Below are 24,332 nucleotides of genomic sequence, written 5' to 3'. Positions count from 1 at the left end.
GCATTGAAAGATTTAGAGAAGACGAGACATGGCCCGCATCGAAAATCACAAATACAGCATCGAGGAAGCCTTTAGGGAGTGCTTCTACATCGTCCCGGATTACCAGCGCGAGTACGTCTGGACGGACAAGGAAGTGCATCAGCTGCTGGAGGACATCGGCGAGCAGATCGATGCGGGCACCGCGCGGGAATACTTCATCGGCACCGTGCTGGTGTCGCCGACCGATCAGAAGAACCACTACGAGGTCATCGACGGCCAGCAGCGCCTGACAACCTTCTTCCTGCTGCTGTGTGCGCTGCGGCACCTCCTGCAACAGGAGCCGGAAGCCCAGCACCTCAACCGGCTGATTTCCGACAGCTACACCGGCAGTACCGGGATCGTAACTCGTCTCAAGCTTGATCCCCGTTACGAAGGCGCAGCTGAGGTCATGGCTAAGGTGGTCGAGGTCAATGGCGATCCCGTGGCCGTGCGCTCCAGCGTCCAGGCATCGGGCATCACCAGCTTCGGATCGATGGAAAACCTCATCAACGCCTATTCAACCTTGTACCGTTATCTGAAAGACAACTACGACGACGCCGCCAAGCTCAAGAAATATTGGTTCTATCTCGCAACAAACGTCGTGTTTATCCAGATTTCGACGGACGTAAGTAGCGCACTGAAGATCTTCGAGACCATCAACGAGCGCGGCGTGGGCCTGAACCCGATGGACTTACTCAAGAACCTGCTGTTCACTCAGGTCAAACAAACGCAGTTCACCCAGCTCAAGGACGAGTGGAAGAAGATCACCAAGCCGCTGGAGAAGGGGAAGGAAAAACCTCTGCGCTTCCTGCGCTACTTCTTGATGGCCAACTACACAATCAAGAACGAACGCGGCGACGCGGTGGTGCGCGAGGACGAGATCTACGACTGGTTTATCGCCAAGGACAACGCGGCGCTGTGCGACTACGCAGGTAAGCCCTTTGAGTTTGTTCGTAAGGTGATTCGCAACGTCGAGCACTATTTGGCCTTCGCGAACGGGCTGGGCAACGACGGCAAACCCAGCCTGCCGATGGACAGCCTCAAGCGGCTGACCGGTGGCGCATTCAGCTTGCACTATGTACTGCTGCTGGTAGCTGCGAGCTTTCCGAAACCGTTGTTCGACCACTTCGTGGCGCAGCTGGAGAGCTTCCTTTTCTACTACATCTTCACCAAGACCCCAACCAAGGATCTGGAGCGCAGCTTCTCCCAATGGGCCGACGAGTTGCGCACGATTGCCGAGGCCACCGATCCGTTGAAGCAAAAGGCTCAGCTCAACGCCTTCGTTGTCGATCGCTTCGAGAAGAATATGGCGGGGAAGTCGCAGGAGCTGACTGACGCCCTCAAGCGCCTCACTCTGTACTCGATGCAGCAGTACCGCACGCGCTACCTGCTGGCGCGGCTAACGCAACACGTCGAGATGGCCTTCAGCGGGCTAAAGGTGCCGGGCAGCCTGGAGCCATTTACCAATCTGGAGATCGAGCACATTCTGCCCAACAAGCCAGAGGACGTTCTACGAACCAGGTGGGCCACCGAAAACCCAGGGACGGTCTACGACGACTACAAAAACCGGCTGGGTAACCTGACCTTGCTGGAGAAGCCCATCAACATCGTCGCGGGCAACGACTTCTACACGGCCAAGCAGGCCGAGTACGGCAAGAGCGGCAACTACCTGACCCGCAGTCTGGTGGCGCTGACCGATGTCGGTCAGAACACATCTATTTCCCGTATCAACACCAAGCTAGAGGCTTTTCCCGCGTGGAATGCCGCGTCCATCGAGAAGCGCCACGCGCTGCTCATCGCTCTGGCGCAAGATGTCTGGAAAACCACAGCCATCGATGTCTGATCAAGACTGAAATGCTACACATAATGTCCACGAAGCGATTAAATGGGCACGATCTTTCTCAATGACGAGATCAAATGGGTTCGCCGGACGCTTAGTGGTCATCCAACCTTTTGTCGCCAGATCAATCCCTAGGCTTCATTAACGCTGTCAAAATTAATATTAATCGCTTCTTGCTTCGCTATATATGCCACTCAACAAATACGCTGAGAAAGCACTAAAAAATAAACAAGCCCTTGTTTCTTCAGCACTCTATGTTAATGCGGGTTGGTTTGAGGGCAAGCTCAAATCTATTTGGATATTAGCTGATTTTCTGGTGATCGAAGCAGAGGCCAAACACACCAAAGAGATCAATAAAATTTGGGGTGGTTTAATACCTAAAAATGAATCGCTTTCAAATAAAGCAAAAAAAATACCTAAAAATATACAGACATCTCTCAATGAACTGGCCCAAGCTTACTTTCACCTTCTAAAAACCATCGCAGATATTTACAAAATCGATAGGCACCTGCGCATGGGTGCCGATCAGCCAGAACTGCAAACCATATCGAATGAAGTAGAGAATTTCTCCGCCTTAATTACACAGGAGAAGCTACTCTCTAAAGATTTTCTAAACGTGGTAGTCTCTGTTTTTTTTAAACTTCAGTCGCACTGCCATGATCTCGCTCTGTTGTTAGAAAACCCATCGGGGACGCCTTTAAATCCCTATGTTCGCAGGATCAGAGCCACTAAAGGTGGTAATGCAAAAGCAGTCGGAGAAGATGTTCTGAGGTCTCAATTCTTAGTTTTTTTAGAGTCCATGAAAGGCAGAACTTTTCCTTCGAAAAAGGCCTTTTGGCACCAGTGCTGGGATGAGATATTTGGCATATTGCAAATCTATCAGCAAAAACACATTGGAAAAATTGATCCTAAATCAAAGAAGAAAATAATCTATGGTCAAGATCTGAAAGTCGAGAGCTTAGAGCGAAAATTCAAACAGTGGTGCCAAAACGATCCGAACTTTGAATACAGTTGGGGAAATCTGTTTCCACCAAAAAAGCCTCCCGCAGAATCGCATAAGTAATATCTTGTTTGGGACATAACTTGATGCCAAAGACGTTTCTATGCATCACAAACCAAGAACCCGGCCGGCCGTGCTGCCGACAATATCGCCGCAATTGCTGGAGTCGTTCGTTAACATACCGATCCACTCTGCGACCCAGGCCTTCAAGAAAGCTTTAATCGAGCATACCCTGGCTGGCAAAATGAACCATCACCTGCGTCATCCAGACGGTGCACTAGGCCTGACAAGGTGAGCAACCAGTGCAACGGCAAGTGAGTCAGTCAGTGTTTACCGAGCATGGCCAGATCCGTTTGACGTGCCTTGTGTACCGGGAGGTGCCGTTTCGAGTCACTCCCAATCTCCATGCACGAACGCCGCTTCACGGGTTTCAATGACCAGATCATAACCCTGTCTGCTCGAGACATGACGGCTCGTGAGATCCAGGGCTTTACCCTGGATCTATACGCCACTATTTACCGCTATACCGCGGCGAAAAAGGCTTGTAAGCTTCGTCACCTCAATTTGATTGGACTGTGTCAATTGAGCTAACAGATTGAAACTCATTTGAACTGCAACACGTTTTCCGCCTTCTAAATGCAGAATCACCTTTTTTTGCCCCACCAACTGATCGATAGCGAAATCAAGGTTCGCAGCCTTACGCAAGCATTTAGGCCCCTTGCGCAGCAAATCAACTCTGTTGAAAAACCCTCCAGGATTAGTTGAGAGCTTACGCTGCATATACGAATACAAGGCATCGGCGAAATCGACCATACCCGTACTACGCACCAACTCCTCTGATTTTCCTAAACCCATCAATGCTTGCTGAAGGTGCCAATTGACCAGCTCAACAGCCGCCTTCATCATTGGTAAGTCAATCATAGCCTTCGGGCCATTGAACCATTGCAGCACCGCCGCGATTCTCAGCGCCTGCTCACCGGCACGCTCCAGAAATGGCTTCATCCCTCTCCACTCTTGGGCAAACAACTTTTTTTGATGCCAGTCGGCAGCTGCAGTTCTCCAGCATCCCAGAGCTGCGGGTGATAGCTGAATATGACTTCTTGGACGCGAAGAAGTAAAGGTGTCTCGGTAGACATTCATCAACTCACGAACACGGGTGTTAAAGGGTTGCGTCTTCGGGTCCGAAACACTCCTACCAGCACAACCACTGTAGACAAATGATGTTTTGGTAAAGGAGTAGAGGTTGCGGGCATGCAAGCCCGAGGGCATCATCATTTTCCCCTGTGCTCCCTCCAAAAACTCAGCATACACCGCGTCCTGGACGGCCATACAAAACGTCGTCCGCGTATTCGGTATCTGTGTGATCTGATGCTTACGAATCACGCGTAAGTCACTCCCATCAAATCGCTTGCACATGGACTGAATATCGAGATGCTTGACCATCATTCCACCTTCATCCATCACAATGGCAGCCGCCTGCGCACCATTACCAAATAAGCTGACGATGCCACTCTCAGACGTGTTCTCCCAGAGATAGGGGTGTGCACCCATTTCACAAAAATTCATCTCGCCTGTCTGGCATCCATTGAAGGCAGCCTCGAAGTCACGGAACCCGTGAAACGCATGTTTGATCACTGTGGATTTGCGCATCCCGGACTCCGCAATCACAGAGACGTACAAGCTCGCAGGCATGACCGTAAAGAAAGGCGTATGAATGTCCACAGTACCCTGTACAGCAGCGGCCATCGCTGCGAGTACCACGGGCCCCACCAAAGCCGTTTTAGCTTGCGTGGCATCTGCAATGCACTGGGCAAAATCACTGCCTAGTGACTGCAAGCAATGTAGAGGATAAGGAGACGCTTTGTTCATCATTGATTCCCTTTGCTTGCCTTCGCTACATTCAATTCACGCAATGGACGACGCACTGCCCATGGATCAACAACTTGTTCCGGCTTGCTACGCTTAGGACCCGTTTTGCGCTTGACAACTTTGGGCACCTTGGAAGATCCAAATCCGTGCATCCGCTCAGGAGTCCTTAGATGCACCACATAGTCGACCTTCGTGAGGTACTCGGCATACCCACCCACGATGGGCCATAGCGAAGGGTCGCTGTAGTCGATCACACGCAAGATGGCGTCTTCGTTCTTTTGCTGAGCATTCAGATTCCACGTGTAAGTATCAGGGTTGCCAACGGCAGCATCCCACATCTGGGCAATGGCTTTAGGCACATTGATGCGATCTTGGTGCTTGGTTCCATTGAGGCCAATCAGCCAGTGGATGTGCAGCCCTTTGATTGGCGCACATTCAATCTTCCATACGTAAAAAGCCAAGTCCTTTCTGTACTTCTTGCGAAGTGCCTTGAGTTTCTTATCCCGGTATGCACAAACGATCTTGAAACGTTGCTCAAAGTCCTGCGAAGACAAAAAGACTCCCCGCCGATCTGGGAAAGGTTTCTTGTAGCCCCAATCCAATCTGATCAGCAATATCTTTCCAAATCGCTGCCACTTGGACTCAGCCATCTTCAGGACCTGCTTATAGTTTTCAGTAGCATTTCGTTTGAAGCTGTGCACCTTTTCTCTGTGCCCTTCAGCCATCAGTCTTTGACGTATCTGTTGAGAAAGATGGTTCAATTCCTTATGCACCTCACCCCGTTGGGAAAGAGACATCAAGCGATAGGTATTAAAATCAAAGTTATTGAAAAGCTGAAATAGCTGATCATCAGCATATACCCTATTCAAATTCCAATGCTTGATCACATCCAGAATAGACGTGATTTCAATAGAAACATTGAGATGAAATGCATCCTCTGAGATATCAGATTCCAATAAATTGGGGTTCATCATCTCAGACACGCAAGTGATCAAAGAAAGCTGATAATTCTTCAACCCAATATGATTTTTGGCAGCTCCATCATGGAACGGATTCACATGGGGTATTCTCGAAGAAAACTCATAAATTACTTTACACGCTTCAATAAGCTGCCTGTCTAAGACATGAGGAAGCACCTCTTCTTCCCCATCAAAGAAACCTTCATAACGAATACACTTATTAATATATTGACTCTGATTGATATCATCATTGGTCATTGTATACACCTTATATTTAGTTACTAAATACCTAATTAACTCAAAATATCAAAACTGAGAATTAAGCATCCAACACATCGAAATTAGCGCAAGAAAATCGTACAAAACCTCCGAATTTCAATACGATTCTTTTTGAAAATTTAGTACCCCATTTCATAGGTCCGTTTCCCTGTACCGCAGCTTCTCGATATAGGAATACACATCTTCCAATTTCCACCCAACTGCCTTCATGCCGAGCTGAATGGGTTTCGGAAAACTCGGGTCGTAGTACTTGGTCTTGGGATTCAGACGCAAATACACCGTGGAACGGGAGAGCCCCACCAATTTCACGAACTGCGGTAGGCGGATGATGGTTTTCAGATCCAGAGTGGATCTCTGGTGAGCAGAAGGCTGCATGACTTGCGGCTCTTCATTCTGGCGTTCAGTACCTAGATCCGCCTGCAAGGAGGTATTCGTACCAGCCAGCTTGGCTCGAGATATAGCTACAGCCCGTGCTGCATCAGGCACAAGCGCCTTGCTTCCCACAGCCGTTGCCGAAGGGTAAAGGGTCTGATTCATGAAGTCTTCCTTTTGTTGCTTGAAGGCCTTCATTGAATCGAGAGGGGCTTCTAACTTCGAGGCAGCTGCTTCGCGGAGCCTCAACCGACAAGCAAGTCTCTTGACTTTTATTTATTTTATTGATAGGGAATCACACACCCCTCGCCTCGCATCAAAATCCTCAAAATTCGAAGTCATGCGAACGTGCGAATTCGATGAAAATTTAGTTCCATACAGAGGAAAAAAGCCACTCAGAATTGGTCTGTGCGAAAGCCTCAAATTTCGCATGCGAGATCCGCCAAAATTCCAAGCATTCGGACCCGTTCATTCAGCTTCGCAAGCCTTCTGCAGCAGAAATTCGCGCCAAAAACAACACAACTCCAGAACTAAAGAATTTTTAAATCCAGTTTTTTTGATCCACATATCACTGCTTCGAGTTGCTACTACGGCGCTTCCGTCTACACCTCAATCCTTGCTGACAAGCCTTGAGGTGCAGGCGGTATTTCAACGATTGGAGCATTTGATGAGCACCTTTCCCCCTCACCCTTGCCTTTGCCCTTTATGTGGCAGCCTTCAAGTCGTCCAACGATGTTGGGGACGTAAAACGGGCGGTTTCGTCGGATCGCTTGCCGGTGCTGCCGGTGGTTTTGCAGGTTCGCTGCGTGGAGCGCAAATCGGCGGTATTGCAGGCTCACTTCTGGGCCCAGCGGGCATTTCTATTGGAGGGCTGGCAGGTGCCGTTCTCGGCGGTTTAGTGGGCAGCTCCATTGGCTGCGAGGTTGGTTCAGCCGTTGGCGAAACCATTGACGCCCACGTCCTCAACGATTTCAAATGCCAAGAATGCGGTCATAGCTTTTCGCATTCACATCCAGGCCGCTGTAATCAGCCGAAATCCGCCTTACCGCATTAATCCTCGTTTCAGGCTTCACAAAGCTTTTGTTCCAGCTTTATTCGATTTGTCGAATATTCACCATTCATTCAACGATCTCTCAAAGCCCATTTTCAAAAATCCGAAGCCATGAAATCAACCGGTTTTGCGGAAGTTTTTGGATTTCTGTGGCGATGAGAGGTTTTCATCCATTTGGAGATTTGCATGTCCCATCTTGTAGAAACCATGGCCTATACCGGCCAAACCCCTTGGCATGAACTGGGCCATGCCCTGCCCGCCAAGCAAAGCATCGATGTCTGGGCCCAGGCCGCCGGCATGGATTGGCGTATTCAGGAAACACCGGTGCGTTATCTGGCTTCCAATGGTGATTCAGGCCTGTCAGGCCTGTACGCCGAGCCCAAAGAGTTCCCTGAGCAAAAGGTGCTGTACCGCAGTGACACCCAGACTCCGCTGTCTGTGGTGGGAAGCCGCTACCAGGTAGTCCAGCCTCGTGAGGTGCTGGAGTTCTACCGTGATCTGACGGAAGTGGCCGGCTACGAGCTGGAAACTGCGGGCGTGCTCAAGGCTGGGCGCAAGTTCTGGGCTCTGGCCCGCACCGGCAAGTCAGCAGCACTCAAGGGCAATGACGTGGTCAACGGATATTTGCTGCTGGCTACATCTTGCGATGGAACGCTGGCCACAGTGGCAATGCCAACGACTGTACGAGTGGTCTGCAACAACACGCTGACGATTGCTCTGCGCGATGGTGTGGGAGCCGTCAAGGTTCCTCACAGCACGGCTTTCGATGCCCAAGCGGTCAAGCGCCAGTTGGGTGTGGCAGTCGGTCAGTGGGATAGCTTTATGTACCGCATGAAAACGCTGGCCGAGCGCAAGATCAAAACCCATGAGGCGATGAACTATTTCCTCAAGGTAATCTGCAATACCGATGCTCATTCGGATTTATCTGTAGGTCTGACCAATGAACGGGCTCTCAAGAAGGTGCAGATGCTCTATGAGGGCCACGGCCGTGGGGCAGAGATGCATGCAGCCAAGGACACGGCTTGGGGCCTGCTGTGCTCCGTGACGGAGTTTGTCGATCATGAGAAACAGGCCCGCAGCCAGGACAACCGTCTGGACAGCGCTTGGTTTGGTCAAGGTGCGGTCATCAAGCAACGGGCTCTGGACCATGCGCTGCAACTGGTCGCCTGATGGGCTGGCAACATAGCTATGGCTAACTGCAGACCTTGTTGGTCCTCTTTGGACCATTCACACCTCTTCAACCTTCTCTGTTTTCCACCCACCCCAGCCACCTTTTGAGGTGGCTTTTTTATGCCCGTCATTGGCGGGTCAGGAGATTTCTATGTCTGTGCATATTCTCAAGAATGGCAATCTGGACGGTACATGCTCACCCTCTTCCCCACTCTCTACTGCACGGCCACTGCGCAAGGGCACAGCCTTGCGCCTGGTGTCCACCAAGGATATGGAGCGTGACGACTGGCTGGAGATTCGCCGCACTGGCATTGGCAGCTCGGATGCAGCAGCCGCCATTGGCCTCAATCCCTATCAGTCCCAGCTGGAGCTGTGGATGCAAAAGACGGGCAAGGGCCACCTCTTGCCGGCCGTTGATCCGCAGGACGACACCAGCCCGATGTTCTGGGGCACTTTGCTGGAGCCCATTGTGGCGGCCCACTACACCAAGCGCACAGGCAACAAGGTGCGCCGGGTGAATGCGGTGTTGCAGCATCCTGAGCATCCCTGGATGCTGGCCAATGTGGACCGCGAGGTCGTTGGTGCTGCAGATGTGCAGATTCTGGAGTGCAAGACGGCGGGCATCCATGGGGCTCGCCTGTGGCGTGATGGGGTTCCCGAGTATGTGCAACTACAGGTCATGCACCAGTTGGCCGTGACGGGCAAGCAGGCCGCTGATGTGGTGGTACTGGTCGGTGGGCAGGAGTTGCGAGTTTTCCGCATCGAAAGGGATGAGGCTTTGATGGCTCGCCTGATCGATCTGGAAAAGCAGTTCTGGGACATGGTGCAACTGGGCATTGCGCCAGCCGGTGATGGCTCGGACAGCAGTGAGAAGTCTTTGCGCTGCCTGTTCCCGTCCGATGTGGGTGACCAGGTGGATCTCAGCGAGGACCAGGATCTCAACACGACGTTTGAAGAGTTGCTGCAAGTCCGCACCAATCTCGATGTCGCGCAAAAGCATGAAGCCCGTTTACGCCAGCGCATTCAGATGCACATGGGTGAAGCCAGCAAGGCCTTGTTTGCCTCTGGCGGCTCCGTGACCTGGAAGCGCAGCAAGGATGGGCAGGCTTTCAACACCAGTGAGTTTGTCCAAGCACATCCCACATTGGCCCAGCGCTTCATGAGTCCCAAGCCCGGATCACGGCGCTTCTGTGTTTACGAACCCGAGCAATGAAACCGCTGGGGACGAAGCATCGTTTCAACACCCCTCCCCAGCCCTCCTTGGCTTTGCCCTGGGGGGCTTTGTTTTTTGGAGATCCTCATGATCAAAGGTTTGATGATTACGCCTCCGGTGATTGGCCGGATTGCAATTGGCAAGGTGGTGGAGCGCAATGGCAAGCGTCTGCCCGAGAAAGATGATGAATTCACCATCACCACACAAGTTCAGTCTCGTGGACAGTGGATCTTGCATCCGCTCGATGAAACGCTGCGCCTGGCTGCCGACAAGACATACGGCAGCATAAAGGAAGGCTCGCAGCCTTCCTTGTCTGATGGAGGTGAAGGCGGTCTCAGTACAGCTGATTTGGAGCAAGCCACCCAGCCTATTCCGACAGTACGGCCTATTCGCTCTGGCAAGCGTTCGCTCAAGGAGAAGATAGGAGTCGCTGCGGATGCAAATCCAGGTCAGGCGATGGAGCCTGCATCTTCCCCATCATTGCCAGCATCTTCGGTATCTGCACGACGCAAGCTGCGCAGTATTCCGGTGCGAGTGCTGTTCAATGACCCCGATCTGAATCTGCGCGCCCACTACACCTTGTTTGATCGCACGACGGCCAGGCCGGTTTGTGTGGGAGATGGGGAGAATTGCAAACGCGTGAGCAGCAAGGGGCTGGAGTCCATGCCCTGCCCTGGGCCCGATATCTGCTTGTTTGGCAAGGAGGGATGCAAGCCCTATGGGCGTTTGAATCTGATCATCGGTGACAGCGACGAGCTGGGCAGTTTTGTGTTCAGAACCACTGGCTTCAACAGCATCCGAACTTTGGCAGCGCGACTGCGGTACTTCGCGGCCGTGTCTGGGGGTCATCTAGCATCCATGCCACTAGAGCTCAAGCTGCGAGGCAAGTCCACCACACAGTCTCATCGCTCAGCCATCTACTACGCCGATCTGATTGTGCGCAGTGGCTTGTCTCTGAATGCCGCTATTGGTCAAGCCCGCGAACTTACGGTTCAGCGCAAGACGGCAGGGTTTGATCAGACGGCTTTAGATGAAGCTGCTCGACAGGGCTTTGCCAACGGCAACTTTGAAGACGCCCCCGATGAGGCGGCTGAGATTGTGGAAGAGTTTTATCCCGAAGAGTGCGAAACACCCACCGCCCCTACTACAGCTGCAGCCAATGAGCACTGGCCCCCTATCGCTCAGGCCAGTCAGCGAAATGGTACGCATAGTCCGTATCCGTAAAAGCAGTGGCTGCGACGACCGTAGCACTTAAAGCAGTGTTTCTACACACCGTGATCGCTATCACGGTGTGCTTTTGCACTGTGGCCAAGCATGCTACGAATCGTAACCATTGCGTCCCATGGCAAGCAAACCAATGACAGATGCAGACCGCTCCCCCGTGCTTAAAGCATTCGGGGAGGCCGTGCGTGAGCGTCGAAAGGCTCGGGGGTTTTCTCAAGAAGGTTTTGCGCACTACTGCGGCTTGGATCGCAGCTATATGGGCAGCGTGGAGCGTGGCGAGCGCAACGTGACGCTAGTCAACATGGAGCGCATCATCGCAGCCCTAGATATGAAACCATCCGAATTCTTCCTGACTTTGGATGAGCATTTCCGTGACCTAGCCGTGCAACGCAATGCTGCGCATTTAAACGACTTTGCGCCTTATTTCAGACCTGGAATTCCTCGACAAACGCCCTAAAGCTAAGATTTTTCTCCGACCTCTTTTCAAAGATTCAAGAGTGCGTTTGTATTCTCAATTCAATTCAATTCAATTCCAAGAGATGTCCCTATGAAAAAACGAATACTTATTTTTTCAGCATTAATCTTTGCATTGACCGGCTGCAACTCTTCCCCAAGCAATAGCGACCTAGAAGACTATCTGAATCCCATATTCGATAGCTGCAAAAACCTAAAAATCGTAGACATCAAAAAGACCAATGGCTATCAAGAAGACGGCTACTATCGAGTGGAGTTTTCTTACGGATTGGAACTTAAAGACCCGAGCCTATTAGATACTATGCGCAATCGCTGGAATGAAGAAAAAGAAGAGGAGCAAAGACGGAAAGAGGCAACGGAAAATTTCTACGCAACGAGAGATGCACTTGAAAAAGACATAGAAAAATCAGCACAGGACATCGGAATTAATGTACGATTCACATCACTTTCCAACGAAATTATTGTACGCAACCAAGGCTTCAGCGCAGAAGTCACAAATGGAACACCAGAATTCCTCCAAGAAAAAATAAATAAATGGAAAAACCTCGTAAAAAATAGAGAACACGCGATAGAAAGTCAAAAACCATTCAAAATATTTGGTTCTGAAGAAACTATTGTATACAAGAACTACTACAACGGCTGCAATCCTAGCGTGAAGCAATTCACAAAAAGTCTGTTCGAAGGGCAGCAGTTCGCGCTATTACAAAGCGATGATAAAACACCTTTATTCAACGAATACAAGGTCAAAGTGAATTTTATTTTACCGATGCGCAAGACAGAAAATGGGTGGCGGGTAATCAGCAAAAACTGATTATTTAAAATAGTGATCCACACTGACTGCTACCATCAATGCGGATCACATGCCTTTATTTTTTGTAGGATCTTTCCCCGGCACCACCATATTTTAGTGACAACAGCGCTCGCTTGAGTGGTAAAAACCTGTAGCCGCCTTCTTGGAATAATTTTTTTGTTTTTTTCTGAGCACCGGCACCTGTATTACGCCTACTAGCTTGAAATATATATATATATATATAATCCCAAAAAATTCTGTCTCAGGGCCCTAATTTCGCTGCCAATTCAGCAGTACATAGACTCGCCATGAAAATCCGTGTATGAGAAAACGACAAGTCTCTATCGCCACCTTGATCGCCTCAAAGCCTAAACGGCCAGAGGTTCTGTTTCGGGCTCTGTCCACTGCGACCTCTCAAGAGCGGACTCCGAATCAACTGGTATTGGTTTTCGATCGTGTGTGGCCTCAGCCTAGCGAGTTGACAACCATTCGGAGCCTCTTAGCCCCGTTGAACGCTGTCATCATTCGCAATCTGCGAAGCCCGGGTGCCGCTGGTACATGGAATACCGGTTTGCAGTACTTATTTCAGAGGAACTTTGATGGCTACGTGGCAATTCTCGACGACGACGATGAATGGGACACCGATCATTTACTTCAGTGTGAAATGGCTTGTCAGGGCGGCGAGGCAGAGGTGGTTCTATCAGGCCTTCGTTTGGTAAAAGATGGAGTGGAGTTGCCTCGTGAGCCACTGTCATCTGTTTGCAGAGATGATTTCTTAGCAGGTAATCCTGGCTGGCAAGGCAGCAATACGTTCGCCAAACTTCATACGCTGATGCGTGTCAATGGGTTCACAGATGGGATGCCAAGCACTAATGATCGAGATTTGGCCGTTCGTCTCCTCAGCCTTCCAGATCTAAAAGTAGCTTTTACTCATCGCATGACATCAACTTGGCACATAGATAGTCAAGAAGATGCACTGTCGAGCCCTGGTAGCTCACAAAAACGTGATGGGCTTACTCAATTTTTGAGCATGCATGGCCACCTAATGACACCCGAGATTTTGGCTAATTTCAAGAGTCGTTCCAGAAACATCTTCGGTATCGAAATGCCATGAAAAAGAGCTTAAATCATTGCATACCCTCTGTGGATTGGTCAGAGCCACGAGTGCCTAGCGTCAAGCTGACACACAGGAACATCCACTTCCTCAAAGTCCCAGATAAAGTCGCGCTGAAAGCCCAAGTAATTGTCGGTTTGACACATCGCAATCATCCTGAAGGACTTCGGGAGGCTCTGCACTCAGCTCTCCAACAGGACGTAAGTCAAGCAGTTGCCTTCTTGGTGCTTGATGACAGCTCCGATGAAGGATGGATGCGGACTCTAGAAAATCCGCTGTTATCTGATCCTCGCTTGGTCATTGCCGCAGGTCGCTTTGGTTCGCCGCCTCAGGCGAGAAACGCGCTACTTGATCTTGTGGATCAGCGATTCCCATCAGCGCGGTGGGTTGCCCGCATGGATGCAGACGATCGCTTTGCAACTACTGGTAGCTTGCAAGAGCTTGTTCGCGCAGGAGATGCTAGCAACTGCTCGTTTGTGATTGGAAGTAATCACCTCTCCGTAAATGGCACTGTTCTTCCCAGCATTAATTTTGCTCGTGCGGAGACACTACAGGATCGTCAACGCTTAGCAGGCTGCTGAAATACTCCCCAGCGTCCGAACCTGTTCAGCGGCTGTAGCCGCATTTTTCCGTATCCTGAAAGTCAAGTCATCGGTATGATGTAAGAGCCGGTTCAGAATGCCCACACACACTTGACGAAAGTCAACGCATATTGGTAAATACCCTTGCAAGAAATGCCCCATACTTTTCAGCGTCGCAAGGATTTTCTTTCCCTCACGCCCGAAGACGAGCGCGCCCTCCGAGACCTGCATGGAGCACTCGGTAAAGAGGCACCCGGCTTCGTCGATGGCTTTTACCGCCACCTACTGTCGTTCCCCGAGATGCAGACGCTCATTCCGGACGAGACAGCACTGGAGCGGCTCAAGCAGCTCCATATTCGCTATTTCAGCAACCTGACGGTCGGCACCTACAACGAAGACTACGGAGAAGACCGTCGGCACGTGGGGCTGGCGCATGCCCGCATCGGCCTGTCACCGGGCTGGTACCTGGGCGGCTACAGCCACTATCTCACCGAACTTTTACCTCGGCTCGATCGCCTGCCCGGCCTGCGCGATACGGGCTCCACCACCGCCATGCAGGCGCTCATCAAGGTGGTGTTCTTGGACATGGGCATCGCCATCGACAGCTATATTGCGCAGCGCGACGGGCTCATCTCCGACCTGCGCGAGCGCGAGCAGCTCACCCGCGATTTGCTGCGCGCCCAGGAGCGCATGGAAAAGCTGGCGTTCTTTGACGCCCTGACCGGCCTGCCCAACCGCACCCATGGCATGGATCTGGCCCAACGGCTTCTGGACGCTGCGGGCCAGCAGGGCCGGGAGGCCGCCGTGCTGTTCGTTGACCTCGACCGCTTCAAGGAGATCAACGACACGCAAGGCCATGCGGTGGGCGACCGCGTGCTCACGACGGTGGCGCACCACTGCCAGCGTCTCATCGGTGACGATGGCGTGCTGGCCCGCCTGGGGGGTGACGAGTTCATGTTCGTGCGCATGCACAGCCCCACCGAAGATGGCTGCGACGCCCTGGCCCTGGCAGAGAACATTTGCGGCACGCTGGGCCGCCCCATGACAACAGATGATCTGCGCTTCGAAGTGGGCGCGAGCGTCGGCGTGGCCTTGTACCCTCAACACGGTCAGGCCCTGGATGAGCTGCTGCGGCGCGCAGACATCGCCATGTACCGCGCCAAAATGCAAGGCGGTGGCCACCACCTGCTGTACAACGTGGACATGGGCCTCCAGCTGCAGCGACGCATTGCCGTAGCCGCACGGCTGGAGAAAGCCCTGGCCGTTGGCCGCCTGACCCAGCACTACCAGCCCAAGGTGGTTCTTGACACCGGCCAGTTGTGCGGCGTGGAGGCCCTGGCGCGCTGGCACGACGAGGAATGGGGCTGGGTCAGCCCGGCGGAGTTCATCCCCGTGGCCGAGGAGCGCGGCCTCATCATCGCGCTGGGCGACTGGAGCCTGGACACCGCAGCCCGCCAATGGCGCGCCTGGCACGACGCCGGTGTGACGCCGCCAACCACGATTGCGGTCAACGTCTCGGCCGCGCAAATGATGAGCGACGGTTTCGCCGAGCACGCCCTGGCCATTGTGCGAGCACACAACGTCAGCCCTCTGGCGATCGAGCTGGAAATCACCGAATCCGCCCTGATGCACGAACCTGCCAAGGCCCGCCGCGTGGCTGCGCGCCTAGTGGAGCGGGGGTTCACCCTGTCCATCGACGACTTCGGCACGGGCTATTCGTCGCTGGCACGGCTGCAGAACTTTCCCGTCTCGCGGCTCAAGATCGACATGTCCTTTGTGCAAGGCATGACCACCAACCCGGACAGCCTGGCCATCGTGACCGCAGTCATTGGCCTGGCCCGCGCGCTGCAGTTGCGCACCGTGGCTGAAGGCGTTGAGTCACAAGACCAGATCGACAAGCTGCGCAGCCTGCAGTGCGACGTGGCCCAAGGCTACTTTTTTGCCAAGGCCTTGCCCGCTGCCGATCTGGAACGCGACTGGCTCTCCCGGCCCTCCCGCTGACCCCTCACCGAAAGGACACGCCATGCGGATCAATCAGCCCGTCACCACCACCGAGTTCATGTTCGCCGAGCGGGACACCCTGGTGTCCGTCACCGACACCAAGGGCCGGATCACCTACTGCAACCCCGCCTTCGTCTATGTGAGCGGCTTCGTGCACGAAGAGCTGCTGGGCCAACCCCACAACCTGATCCGCCACCCGGACATGCCAGCCGAGGCTTTCCGCGACCTGTGGGACACCATTGTCGCAGGCCTGCCGTGGACGGGGCTGGTGAAAAACCGCCGCAAGAACGGCGACTTCTACTGGGTGCAGGCCAACATCACCCCGCTGCGCGACGGCACGCAGGTGACGGGTTTCCTGTCGGTGCGCACCCTGCCCACGCGCGAGCAGGTGCAGGCGGCCGACGCCCTGTACGCCCAAATGCGCGCCGAAGCGCAGACCGGGCATACCGTGCACACACTGCACCGCGGCACCGTGCAACGCCAAAACTTTGCCGGGCGCCTCGTGCGGCTGCTGCGCCCCTCCACCACGGTGCGCCTGGGGCTGGTGCAGGCGATCCCGGTGGCCCTGGCCGTGCTGCCCGCCAGCCTGGGCGCGCCCTGGTGGGTCACGGGCGGCGTGGCGCTGCTGGCCATCGCGGCATCGGCCCTGGCGGCACGCGCCCTGGCCATTGCACCGCTGAAAGAGCTGGTGCACGACGCCAACCAGCTCGCGTCGGGCGACCTCACGCACGTCGTGCACACCGGTGCCAGCGGCAGCGTGGGCGAGTTGCAGCGCGCGCTGTTTCAGCTCAGCGTGAACCTGCGCACGGTGGTGGGCGACGTGCGCCAAGAAATCGAGCACCTGGAGACGGCGGTGCAGGAGATCGCCAGCGGCAACAACGATCTTTCCGCCCGCACCGAAACGCAGGCCAGCAGCCTGGAGCAGACGGCGGCATCCATGGAGCAGATCAACAGCACGGTGCAAAACAGTGCCGCATCCGCCAGCCGGGGCGCACGCTTTGCGCAAGAAACCTCCGACATCACCCAGCGCAGCAACGACGCCGTGCTGGCCGTGGGCGAGACCATGCAGGGCATTGCCGAATCGTCGCGGCACATCGAAGACATCGTGCAGCTCATCGAAGGCGTGGCCTTTCAGACCAACATCCTCGCGCTCAATGCGGCCGTGGAGGCCGCACGCGCAGGCGAGGCCGGGCGCGGCTTTGCCGTGGTGGCCGCCGAGGTGCGCACCCTGGCCGCACGCACCGCGCAGTCGGCGCGCGACATCAAACGCCTGATTGGCGAGTCCGCCGAGCGGGTGGCCACTGGCGCCACCGTGGCCAGCCAAGCGGGGGACCGCATGGCCGAGGCGCTGCAGGCGGTGCAGCGGGTCAGCGCCGTGCTGGGCGAGATCAGCACCGCCGCCACCGAGCAGCAAATGGGCATCTCCCAGGTGAACGAGGCCGTGGCCCACATGGACTCCATCACCCAGCAGAACGCCGCCATGGTCGAAGAGCTGGCCGCCGCCGCGCAATCGCTGCACGGCCAAGTGCACGGCGTGAGCGACACCATGCGCCTGTTCCGGCTGCAGCGCGGTGACGTATCGCTCTCGCAAATTGACGCCGTAGCACTGCGCCGCGCTGCGCACCCTCAGCAGTTGCTGGACGCCTGAACCCTTGACACCCACCTGAATGCAAGACACCTCACCCGCCTTTTCCTCACCGTGCCTGGTTTCTGATGGTTTTGGCGTTGCCTTTGGGCAGCGCGTCATTCTGGCGGAGCTGGATTTCTCCTTGCCACCCCAGGGAGTCACTGCGCTGCTGGGGCCGGTGGGCTCGGGCAAATCCACGCTGCTGCGCACGCTGGCCGGCCTGAACGACGCGCACCCGCGTTTTCAGCACTGGGGCCAGGTTCTCTACCAAGGCCAGCCCCTGGGGGCCGCGCCCCGCCCGCGGCTGGTGCAACAACATGCGCGGCTCATGATGGCATCCACCCTGGATGCGCTGGCCGAGCATGTGCGCACGCGCCTGGGCCTGGCCCCTGGCGAACTGCGGGCCTGGTGCGCTGCGTATGTCGAGCGCATGGGTTTCCCAGAGCTCACCCCATTGCTGGGGCAGCCCACCATGGAGCTCTCGCCCCTGCACCAGCGCGCCGTGGCCATCCTGCGCGAGGCAGCCGCAGCCCCCGCGCTGCTGCTGGTGGACGAGCCCACCGCCGACCTCAGCGACTACGAGGCCTATCTGCTGCTGGAGCTATTGCGCAAGGTGGGCGAAGCAACCGCCGTGCTGCTGGTGCTGCACAACCAAAAGCACGCCCACCAGGCCGCCCAGCACATGCTGCTGCTGGCCGGTGGCCGCGTGCAAGAGGCCCGCGCGATGGAGGACTTCCTGCTGGCCCCGCAGTCCGCCGCAGGCCAGCAGTTTGTGGCCACGGGCAGCTGCGCCCTGCCCGCCCCCGATGCCGACCCCGCCATGCTGGCCGACGACGCACCCCTGCCGCCGCCGCTGCCGCCCGCAGCCCTTGCGGCGGTGTCGGCCACGGCCCTGAACACCGCAGACGATGCGGCAGATGCCCCGCCCTGCGCCCCGGCCAGCCGTGGCCCCAACGGCTTCGCCTGGCTGGTGCCGGGGCGCTTGGCAGGCACCCCCATGCCGGGGGTGGTCAACGCCATCGGCCACGACCTGGCCTTGCTGCGCCGCTGCGGCATCACCACGCTGATCACCCTGACCGAAAACGATCTGCCCCAGGAGCCACTGGCCCAGCACGGCCTGAAAAACCTGCACCTGCCCATCCGCGACCGTGAGCCGCCCACGGTGGCGCAAATCCAGATGCTGCTCAAGCGCATGGAAATGCTGCTGAACAAGGGCGAAGTGCTGGCCGTGCACTGCCTGGCCGGGATTGGCCGCACCGGCACGGTGCTGGCCGCATGGCTGGTGCGCGAGGGCCTGACCGCCAGCGAGGCACTGCGCCGCGTGCGCCTGATCGACCACCAATATGTGCAAAGCACAGAGCAGGAGTCCTTCCTGCAGGCGTACGAAGACGCCATTTTGCGCAAACTGATTTAACCCCCCAACCCTTTTTGAAAGACAAGAAACCATGTCCCTCGATGCTGCACTCAACAAAGCCGCCTCCCTCGTTCCTGAATGCCTGGCCGCAGGTTATGTGGATACTGAATCCGGAATGCTGCTGGCCATCAAAACGGTGGATTCGCACCCACGTGAAGTCATCGACCTAGTGGCTGCCGCCACAGCCGACCTGTTCAACGGCCCCAACGTGTCGATGATCGAACGCATGTTCAAAAAGTCGCGCGGGGTGGCCGACGACGGGCACCACTACTTCCAGGAAATCATCGTCAACAGCGACAACCTGATCCACGTCTTTCTGCGCGGCAAGATCAACCCCGAGTACGTGGCCGTTTTCGTGTGCCGCCGCACGGCCAACCTGGGCATGGCCCTGACCAAAGCCCGTATCGCCATGCCGGACCTGGAAGCTGCGCTTTGATTTTGCTATCTATTTAATAGCTCCTAGCGCTTATTACATAAGCGCTAGCAGGCTGCTGAAATACTCCCCACCGTCGTTTCCCGGTTGACGTCTTGCCAGGACAATTGAGGCAACCCAACCGACCAGACAGACAAGCCAGACATGCGCGGAGCCGACACCTTCACCGAGAGCCTGTTCACCATGCGCCACCTCGATGACTTCGTGCCCGCCGATCACCCCTTGCGCGTGATCCGTGTGATGGTCAATAAAGCCCTGGCCAACATGGACGAGCTGTTTGCCCGGATGTATGCGGCCGACATCAAAGGCGGGCGCCCCAGCATTGCTCCCGAGAAGCTGCTGCGCGCCATGCTCATCCAGGTGCTCTACAGCGTGCGCTCGGAGCGCCAGCTCATGGAGCAGACCCAGTACAACCTTCTGTTTCGCTGGTTCATTGGCCTGGCCATGGACGATGCCGTTTGGGTGCCCACCGTCTTCAGCAAAAACCGCGAACGCCTGATCGAGCACGATGCGGTCATCGAGTTCTTCAATCAGATCGTGCAACAAGCCCAGGAACAGGAACTGCTCTCGGGCGAGCACTTCAGCGTGGATGGCACCCTGATCCAGGCCTGGGCGGGCCACAAGAGCTTTGTGCGCAAAGACCGCCAAGGCGACGACGATACCGACGCGGGGAACTTCAAAGACCAAAAGCGCAGCAACGACACCCACGAGTCCACAACGGACGCGGATGCAAGGCTGTACCGCAAGGGCAAGACGGCTAGTGAGTTGCGCTTCATGGGCCACACACTCACCGACAACCGCCACGGGCTGGTGGTCAGCGCCGTGGTCACCAAGGCCGACGGACATGCAGAGCGCGAAGCGGCCAAGGCCATGATCAACGATGCGCGACAGGCACTGCCCGGCGATGACCCCATCACGATCACGCTGGGCGCAGACAAGGGTTACGACGCCAAGGAGTTCATCGACGCGCTGCAAGAGATGAACGTGCTGCCCCATGTGGCGCAGAACAAATCAGGTCGTCAATCGGCGGTGCCTGACAGGATCGCGGGCAGCGAAGGCTACGCCATCTCCCAGCAAAAGAGAAAGCTGATCGAACAAGGCTTTGGCTGGGCCAAGACGGTGGGGCACATGCGTCAGGTGGTGGTGCGCGGGATCAAGAAGGTTGATCAGATGTTTGTGCTGACGATGGCGGGCTACAACCTCACGCGACTGCGCAGCTTGGGGCAAATCCGTCTGCAGGGGCAGATGTGAAGGCAAAAGGGGCAAAAAAACCGTGCTTTGCGACTGAAAGCAGGCGATTTTGAGGGGTTGACTATCAGGATACGGAAAAATGCGGCTACAGCCGCTGAACAGGTTCGGACGCTGGGGAGTATTTCAGCAGCCTGTTAAACACCTTTATCCAGAGCTTCTGTCGTCAAGAAATCCCCAACGAGCTGCCTTCTTGCAATTTGCTGCTCAGGACACAATCAGGTATTCGCTATCCGAATGCAAGCAGTGCGGAGGACCATTGGCTCGTAGCCGCCTTGCTCATGCATCGCCCACAGGACGGCTGCGTAGTGACGGAACCTGTATATGCCATCTACTCTTTGGGAGGAGAGGCCACGCGAGCTAACCAAAAGCTGGAAAGCTGGAAAGCCTCGAGATTGGCGTTGGCACAAGCCGCAGAGACATGGTATCGCGCACATCAGATTTCCAAATCGACAGTGCTAGGTTGGGGACAAGAAGGTGTGGTCTGGCGGGACTCGGTTGGCACTTATAAGCGCTTCTATCCCGATTCATTGACTAAAGATGATCTTTTGCGATGCAAGCGTTTGGTTGAGGCTGCCGGAAATGCAATCATTTCCTTTTCCGTGTGTGACGGCGATGGTCAAGGATCATTGATCCAGCTTGCCCAATCTCCGCTGAAAGAACTAGGACAGCATTGGCTCCTAGAGAAAACACAGCGTTTTCTGAAAAAGCTCTATCAGTCCAATGTAGTGACCAGCAATGTCAAGCGCGACAACCTCCGGTTTACGTCCGCAGGTGAACTTCAGTACATCGACATTGGACACGATATCGTGCCACTGACGACTTCTCGGTTCCTGGATTGTGCTGCTCGGTTGTATGCCATCGGCGAATTAGGATGGTCAGATCATGAGTTGGCACGTCGTAGAACTGTCCAACGCCCGGCCGAGGCGCTCGAAGCCATTCCTGGCTTTAGCTCCTTCTATCGTGGCTTGGTTCATGCATTGCATCCAGGTTATGTGCCGAATGCCTCCATTGATTTGCCAGTGACAGCGCCACCCGAGCATACCGACGTGACACTACTGATCAAGTGCTGCCCTCAAGATGCCAACTCTCTTGATGTTCAAGTGCACCATATAGTTGGCGAACTCAGGCTTCGGGCGCGCTTTAGCAAGACGGTTCTCAACGTAGATCCATTTGAGGGTCCTTATCTGCGACAGCACTCCAAGGGCAGCCTGTCTCAGTTGAAGCTAATTGCAGATCGGCTACTGAGGGCCGGCCTAATCGACGAAGTCTGGTTTGCACCAACTGATCACGACTCTATTGCCAACGTCCATCGTCATTGGTTTGACCTCCCGGGAATAACCGCGTCTCACACTGCACAAGGAGCCCCCGTCTTCTCTCAATTGTGGGCGTTTGATCGAATCAGAACTCCATTTGTCCTGCAGTTGGATGTGGACGTTTTGATCGGCGGAAATGACATTCGGCACGATGTTGTTGGAGACATGAAACGAGCATGTCTAGAAACAGGTGTGTGGTGCGTAGGCTTCAATATTCCGCAAGCCAACAATGGCTTCAAGCCATACATGGGTGAACCGGATCAGTTTGCACCAGAAGTCCGTTTTGGGCTATTGAACCTCGAAAGAGTCAAAGCACATGCGCCGTTTAAGAACCCTGTTATTGAAGGTCGCTTGACCTGGATGTGGCATCGATTCTTAAAGCATGCGCAGCATAGGACAGGCATGTGTAGTGTTAGAGGAGGCGATAGCCGAACTTTTTACATACACCCCAAAAATGAAGACAAGGGACTGAATTTCATTGACATAGCACGAGATTTGATCGCTCAAGGTCGTCTGCCAGAGGCTCAGCGAGGAGCCTGGGACCTAGTTCCTTCCGCCAATTGGAAGCGCATCCATCGACATGAAAGCATCGTCTTTTTGTTGTTTGGGCGCGAGACTCAAACCTGCAAACTGGAACGCTGCCTAGCATCCCTGAAAAACCAATCCAACCAAGATTTCGGGATCGTCTTTATTGATGACGGAGGCAGCCCGCTCCAAGCAGCAGAGTTACCACATCGAATGTCTTGGCTGGGCGATCGGGTAACTCTTATTAGACGCCCTCAACGCGCTGGCTATATGGAAAATTTTCGCGAATCCATTGCGCAAGTTTGCACGAACCCAGACACCCTGCTCGTCGTTCTGGATCAGGACGATGCGCTAATGCACCGCGAAGCGGTCAACATGCTTAGGACCGCTTGGCAGGCCGGTGCTGACTTGATCAATGCTCCAATGTTTAGGCCCGAGAAGCCATTGACTTTGTACGAAGTCAACTACGAACGACCACGAAAGCATGGTGGTGGGAATGTGTGGAGCCACCTTCGTGCTTTCCGGAAGTCTCTGTTTGAACAGGTGCCAAATATTATTTGGGATCAGGCACCAGATCCCGATTGCCTGAGCGATTTCTTGACGATGGTTCCAATGACTGAACTAGCCCAGCATCCCGTATTTTTGGATGGACCCTATCTTTACTGGCACGAACGCCCTGCTTACTCTGCGGAGCGAAAAGAGCGCGAGAAAAAGGTGAAAACTTGGCTTTTTAGCCAACCCTCACTCGCTGACTGACGTGCTGCACGAAAGCTTGTTCTTGAGCTAAGCGCAAGTTTTCTGCAATGCGCTCAACAATTACAGAGACATCCGTGTCGTAAAGCCACCAATTGGGCGTATCACTACGGAGACGACATAGATGAAACTGTTGCTCTAGGTCTCGAATTCTTTTCGTTTCATGCAGCAACTCGACTGCAGGCAGAACTGGTGACTGAGCCACATCTTTAAGCTCGCTAAATGATCCTGACCTCGAAGCAGCCTTAAATGCTTCCAGAACCTCAATATGGGTAACGAATTTAGAGCCAGTCTCCCGGTTAATGCCGCTTATACCTTGGAAAAGTGACCAAGACCAACTTGTGCGAGGCTCAGCCAGCCAGCGTTGAAATGTGGTACGACGCTCGCCAAGCCAATTATGGAAGGCTTGTGGTTGCGGTTTTCTTGGGGGAAGACATTTGGGCCTAGCCAAACTGGGGTTGAAGCCAACCCCATCAATAGCAACATTGTCTACGCATTGCCAGAGGCCGTGTACCAGTGCGTAGCCCGTTGAGGGAAGACAGCCAAGAATTGCCATTTGCAACTCGAGAGATTGATTGAGTTGATCCTCTACGCTTGTCCAAAGCACTTTATTCTGTGTGCCCGAAAGCTTTAGCCGATACTCCCCAAATGAGTCGCGACTCATCCAAACGTCAATGCTTGAAATCGGCTCCATGAATGAACCTTTTCCATTGAACGTGAATGTCACCTCACTTGATTCTTGAGTTATCGCAGTTGAGGTGCCATTTCCCAGAATCAAAATTTTCAGCTTTCGCGAAAGTGGGTTGACGGTGCCGAAATCATGCATTTCAATTTTCACTGAACACCTCTACTGGGCCTGAAGTTGGCGGCTATATGCTTTGTGAAATTACTTGACTTCCAAGTGTTGGACATAGCGTATTGGCGAAATAGTGCTGAGCCAACAAAGTACGAGTCTCCTGTCGGGTCAAGGCTCAACTCTTGTCTCTTTGGGCTGAGGGATTCACAAGTCGGCATTGCAGCGGTTGCAGCGGTTGCAGCGGTTGCAGCGGTTGCAGCGGTTG

Annotated in this window: 20 protein-coding genes; 16 read left to right on the top strand and 4 right to left on the bottom strand. The window is 54.6% G+C overall.

Features of this window, described 5'->3' with window-relative positions:
- Positions 1–28: 28 nt before the first annotated feature.
- Positions 29–1,861 (top strand): DUF262 domain-containing protein, encoded by a 1,833-nt coding sequence (locus HF327_RS19600; protein ID WP_198462059.1) that lies wholly within the window; start codon positions 29–31, stop codon positions 1,859–1,861.
- Between the two features lie 184 nt (positions 1,862–2,045).
- Positions 2,046–2,921 (top strand): hypothetical protein, encoded by an 876-nt coding sequence (locus HF327_RS19595; RefSeq protein WP_198462058.1) that lies wholly within the window; start codon positions 2,046–2,048, stop codon positions 2,919–2,921.
- A gap of 438 nt (positions 2,922–3,359) precedes the next feature.
- Here the strand turns inward: HF327_RS19595 and HF327_RS19590 are convergent, their stop codons facing one another.
- The 3 genes from HF327_RS19590 to HF327_RS22205 all read right to left on the bottom strand — a co-directional run bounded on the left by HF327_RS19590 (position 3,360) and on the right by HF327_RS22205 (position 6,502).
- Complete coding sequence (locus HF327_RS19590; RefSeq protein WP_236024301.1) at positions 3,360–4,727, bottom strand: DUF3987 domain-containing protein; 1,368 nt, start codon at positions 4,725–4,727, stop codon at positions 3,360–3,362.
- Complete coding sequence (locus tag HF327_RS19585) at positions 4,727–5,944, bottom strand: YagK/YfjJ domain-containing protein (RefSeq protein ID WP_236024300.1); 1,218 nt, start codon at positions 5,942–5,944, stop codon at positions 4,727–4,729. Before HF327_RS19585 ends, HF327_RS19590 begins: the two co-directional genes overlap by 1 nt.
- Before the next feature lie 153 nt (positions 5,945–6,097).
- The gene (locus tag HF327_RS22205) at positions 6,098–6,502 is read right to left on the bottom strand and encodes a helix-turn-helix transcriptional regulator (RefSeq protein ID WP_230630455.1); all 405 of its coding nucleotides are present in this window, start codon (positions 6,500–6,502) and stop codon (positions 6,098–6,100) included.
- Between HF327_RS22205 and HF327_RS22200 the strand changes: the two genes are divergently transcribed.
- From HF327_RS22200 to HF327_RS19510, 14 genes are all read left to right on the top strand, one after another.
- Complete coding sequence (locus tag HF327_RS22200; RefSeq protein WP_236024299.1) at positions 6,501–7,391, top strand: hypothetical protein; 891 nt, start codon at positions 6,501–6,503, stop codon at positions 7,389–7,391. The genes HF327_RS22205 and HF327_RS22200 overlap by 2 nt on opposite strands.
- 183 nt (positions 7,392–7,574) lie before the next feature.
- Positions 7,575–8,558 (top strand): DUF932 domain-containing protein, encoded by a 984-nt coding sequence (locus HF327_RS19570; protein WP_198462056.1) that lies wholly within the window; start codon positions 7,575–7,577, stop codon positions 8,556–8,558.
- Between the two features lie 151 nt (positions 8,559–8,709).
- Positions 8,710–9,771 (top strand): YqaJ viral recombinase family nuclease, encoded by a 1,062-nt coding sequence (locus HF327_RS19565; RefSeq protein WP_198462055.1) that lies wholly within the window; start codon positions 8,710–8,712, stop codon positions 9,769–9,771.
- Positions 9,772–9,858: 87 nt separating this feature from the next.
- Positions 9,859–10,995 carry a recombination directionality factor gene (locus HF327_RS19560; protein ID WP_198462054.1) on the top strand — a complete coding sequence of 379 codons (1,137 nt, stop codon included), beginning with the start codon at positions 9,859–9,861 and terminating at the stop codon, positions 10,993–10,995.
- A gap of 133 nt (positions 10,996–11,128) precedes the next feature.
- Complete coding sequence (locus HF327_RS22380) at positions 11,129–11,452, top strand: helix-turn-helix domain-containing protein (RefSeq protein ID WP_197577719.1); 324 nt, start codon at positions 11,129–11,131, stop codon at positions 11,450–11,452.
- A 90-nt stretch (positions 11,453–11,542) separates the two neighbouring features.
- Positions 11,543–12,280: a hypothetical protein gene (locus tag HF327_RS19550; protein ID WP_198462053.1), complete on the top strand. Its 738-nt coding sequence runs from the start codon at positions 11,543–11,545 to the stop codon at positions 12,278–12,280.
- Positions 12,281–12,581: 301 nt separating this feature from the next.
- On the top strand, positions 12,582–13,373 hold the full coding sequence (locus HF327_RS19545) for a glycosyltransferase (RefSeq protein ID WP_197577636.1): 792 nt from the start codon (positions 12,582–12,584) through the stop codon (positions 13,371–13,373).
- On the top strand, positions 13,370–13,954 hold the full coding sequence (locus HF327_RS19540) for a glycosyltransferase family A protein (RefSeq protein WP_198462051.1): 585 nt from the start codon (positions 13,370–13,372) through the stop codon (positions 13,952–13,954). The genes HF327_RS19545 and HF327_RS19540 overlap by 4 nt, the downstream gene beginning before the upstream one ends.
- 153 nt (positions 13,955–14,107) lie before the next feature.
- On the top strand, positions 14,108–15,955 hold the full coding sequence (locus tag HF327_RS19535) for a putative bifunctional diguanylate cyclase/phosphodiesterase (RefSeq protein ID WP_198462050.1): 1,848 nt from the start codon (positions 14,108–14,110) through the stop codon (positions 15,953–15,955).
- A gap of 22 nt (positions 15,956–15,977) precedes the next feature.
- Positions 15,978–17,603: a methyl-accepting chemotaxis protein gene (locus tag HF327_RS19530; protein ID WP_198462079.1), complete on the top strand. Its 1,626-nt coding sequence runs from the start codon at positions 15,978–15,980 to the stop codon at positions 17,601–17,603.
- Between the two features lie 19 nt (positions 17,604–17,622).
- Positions 17,623–18,996 carry a phosphatase domain-containing putative toxin gene (locus HF327_RS19525; protein ID WP_198462049.1) on the top strand — a complete coding sequence of 458 codons (1,374 nt, stop codon included), beginning with the start codon at positions 17,623–17,625 and terminating at the stop codon, positions 18,994–18,996.
- Between the two features lie 31 nt (positions 18,997–19,027).
- On the top strand, positions 19,028–19,432 hold the full coding sequence (locus HF327_RS19520; protein WP_054258053.1) for a hypothetical protein: 405 nt from the start codon (positions 19,028–19,030) through the stop codon (positions 19,430–19,432).
- 141 nt (positions 19,433–19,573) lie between these two features.
- Complete coding sequence (locus tag HF327_RS19515; RefSeq protein ID WP_128201768.1) at positions 19,574–20,680, top strand: IS5 family transposase; 1,107 nt, start codon at positions 19,574–19,576, stop codon at positions 20,678–20,680.
- A gap of 278 nt (positions 20,681–20,958) precedes the next feature.
- A complete protein-coding gene (locus tag HF327_RS19510) occupies positions 20,959–23,274 on the top strand; it encodes a glycosyltransferase family 2 protein (protein ID WP_198462048.1) in 2,316 nt (771 codons plus the stop codon).
- Here the strand turns inward: HF327_RS19510 and HF327_RS19505 are convergent.
- Complete coding sequence (locus HF327_RS19505) at positions 23,249–24,109, bottom strand: hypothetical protein (RefSeq protein ID WP_198462047.1); 861 nt, start codon at positions 24,107–24,109, stop codon at positions 23,249–23,251. The two genes, HF327_RS19510 and HF327_RS19505, sit on opposite strands and share 26 nt — an antisense overlap.
- Between the last annotated feature and the right edge of the window lie 223 nt (positions 24,110–24,332).

Origin of the sequence: Comamonas suwonensis (assembly GCF_012844455.2) — a bacterium.
In the GTDB taxonomy this organism is placed as follows: domain Bacteria; phylum Pseudomonadota; class Gammaproteobacteria; order Burkholderiales; family Burkholderiaceae_C; genus Comamonas; species Comamonas suwonensis.
Note: the sequence above shows the minus strand (reverse complement) of the source record. Positions and strands in the feature narration are given on the sequence as shown.

Excerpts from the sequence above, each read along its gene's own strand:
- HF327_RS19600 (WP_198462059.1), top strand. The coding sequence starts at position 29 with ATGGCCCGCATCGAAAATCACAAATACAGCATCGAGGAAGCCTTTAGG.
- HF327_RS22205 (WP_230630455.1), bottom strand. The coding sequence starts at position 6,502 with ATGAATCAGACCCTTTACCCTTCGGCAACGGCTGTGGGAAGCAAGGCG.
- HF327_RS19530 (WP_198462079.1), top strand. The coding sequence starts at position 15,978 with ATGCGGATCAATCAGCCCGTCACCACCACCGAGTTCATGTTCGCCGAG.
- HF327_RS19585 (WP_236024300.1), bottom strand. The coding sequence starts at position 5,944 with ATGACCAATGATGATATCAATCAGAGTCAATATATTAATAAGTGTATT.
- HF327_RS19560 (WP_198462054.1), top strand. The coding sequence starts at position 9,859 with ATGATCAAAGGTTTGATGATTACGCCTCCGGTGATTGGCCGGATTGCA.
- HF327_RS19565 (WP_198462055.1), top strand. The coding sequence starts at position 8,710 with ATGTCTGTGCATATTCTCAAGAATGGCAATCTGGACGGTACATGCTCA.
- HF327_RS19525 (WP_198462049.1), top strand. The coding sequence starts at position 17,623 with ATGCAAGACACCTCACCCGCCTTTTCCTCACCGTGCCTGGTTTCTGAT.
- HF327_RS19520 (WP_054258053.1), top strand. The coding sequence starts at position 19,028 with ATGTCCCTCGATGCTGCACTCAACAAAGCCGCCTCCCTCGTTCCTGAA.
- HF327_RS22380 (WP_197577719.1), top strand. The coding sequence starts at position 11,129 with ATGACAGATGCAGACCGCTCCCCCGTGCTTAAAGCATTCGGGGAGGCC.
- HF327_RS19570 (WP_198462056.1), top strand. The coding sequence starts at position 7,575 with ATGTCCCATCTTGTAGAAACCATGGCCTATACCGGCCAAACCCCTTGG.
- HF327_RS19540 (WP_198462051.1), top strand. The coding sequence starts at position 13,370 with ATGAAAAAGAGCTTAAATCATTGCATACCCTCTGTGGATTGGTCAGAG.
- HF327_RS19515 (WP_128201768.1), top strand. The coding sequence starts at position 19,574 with ATGCGCGGAGCCGACACCTTCACCGAGAGCCTGTTCACCATGCGCCAC.
- HF327_RS19595 (WP_198462058.1), top strand. The coding sequence starts at position 2,046 with ATGCCACTCAACAAATACGCTGAGAAAGCACTAAAAAATAAACAAGCC.
- HF327_RS19550 (WP_198462053.1), top strand. The coding sequence starts at position 11,543 with ATGAAAAAACGAATACTTATTTTTTCAGCATTAATCTTTGCATTGACC.
- HF327_RS19545 (WP_197577636.1), top strand. The coding sequence starts at position 12,582 with ATGAGAAAACGACAAGTCTCTATCGCCACCTTGATCGCCTCAAAGCCT.
- HF327_RS22200 (WP_236024299.1), top strand. The coding sequence starts at position 6,501 with ATGAAGTCTTCCTTTTGTTGCTTGAAGGCCTTCATTGAATCGAGAGGG.
- HF327_RS19535 (WP_198462050.1), top strand. The coding sequence starts at position 14,108 with ATGCCCCATACTTTTCAGCGTCGCAAGGATTTTCTTTCCCTCACGCCC.
- HF327_RS19510 (WP_198462048.1), top strand. The coding sequence starts at position 20,959 with ATGCATCGCCCACAGGACGGCTGCGTAGTGACGGAACCTGTATATGCC.
- HF327_RS19590 (WP_236024301.1), bottom strand. The coding sequence starts at position 4,727 with ATGAACAAAGCGTCTCCTTATCCTCTACATTGCTTGCAGTCACTAGGC.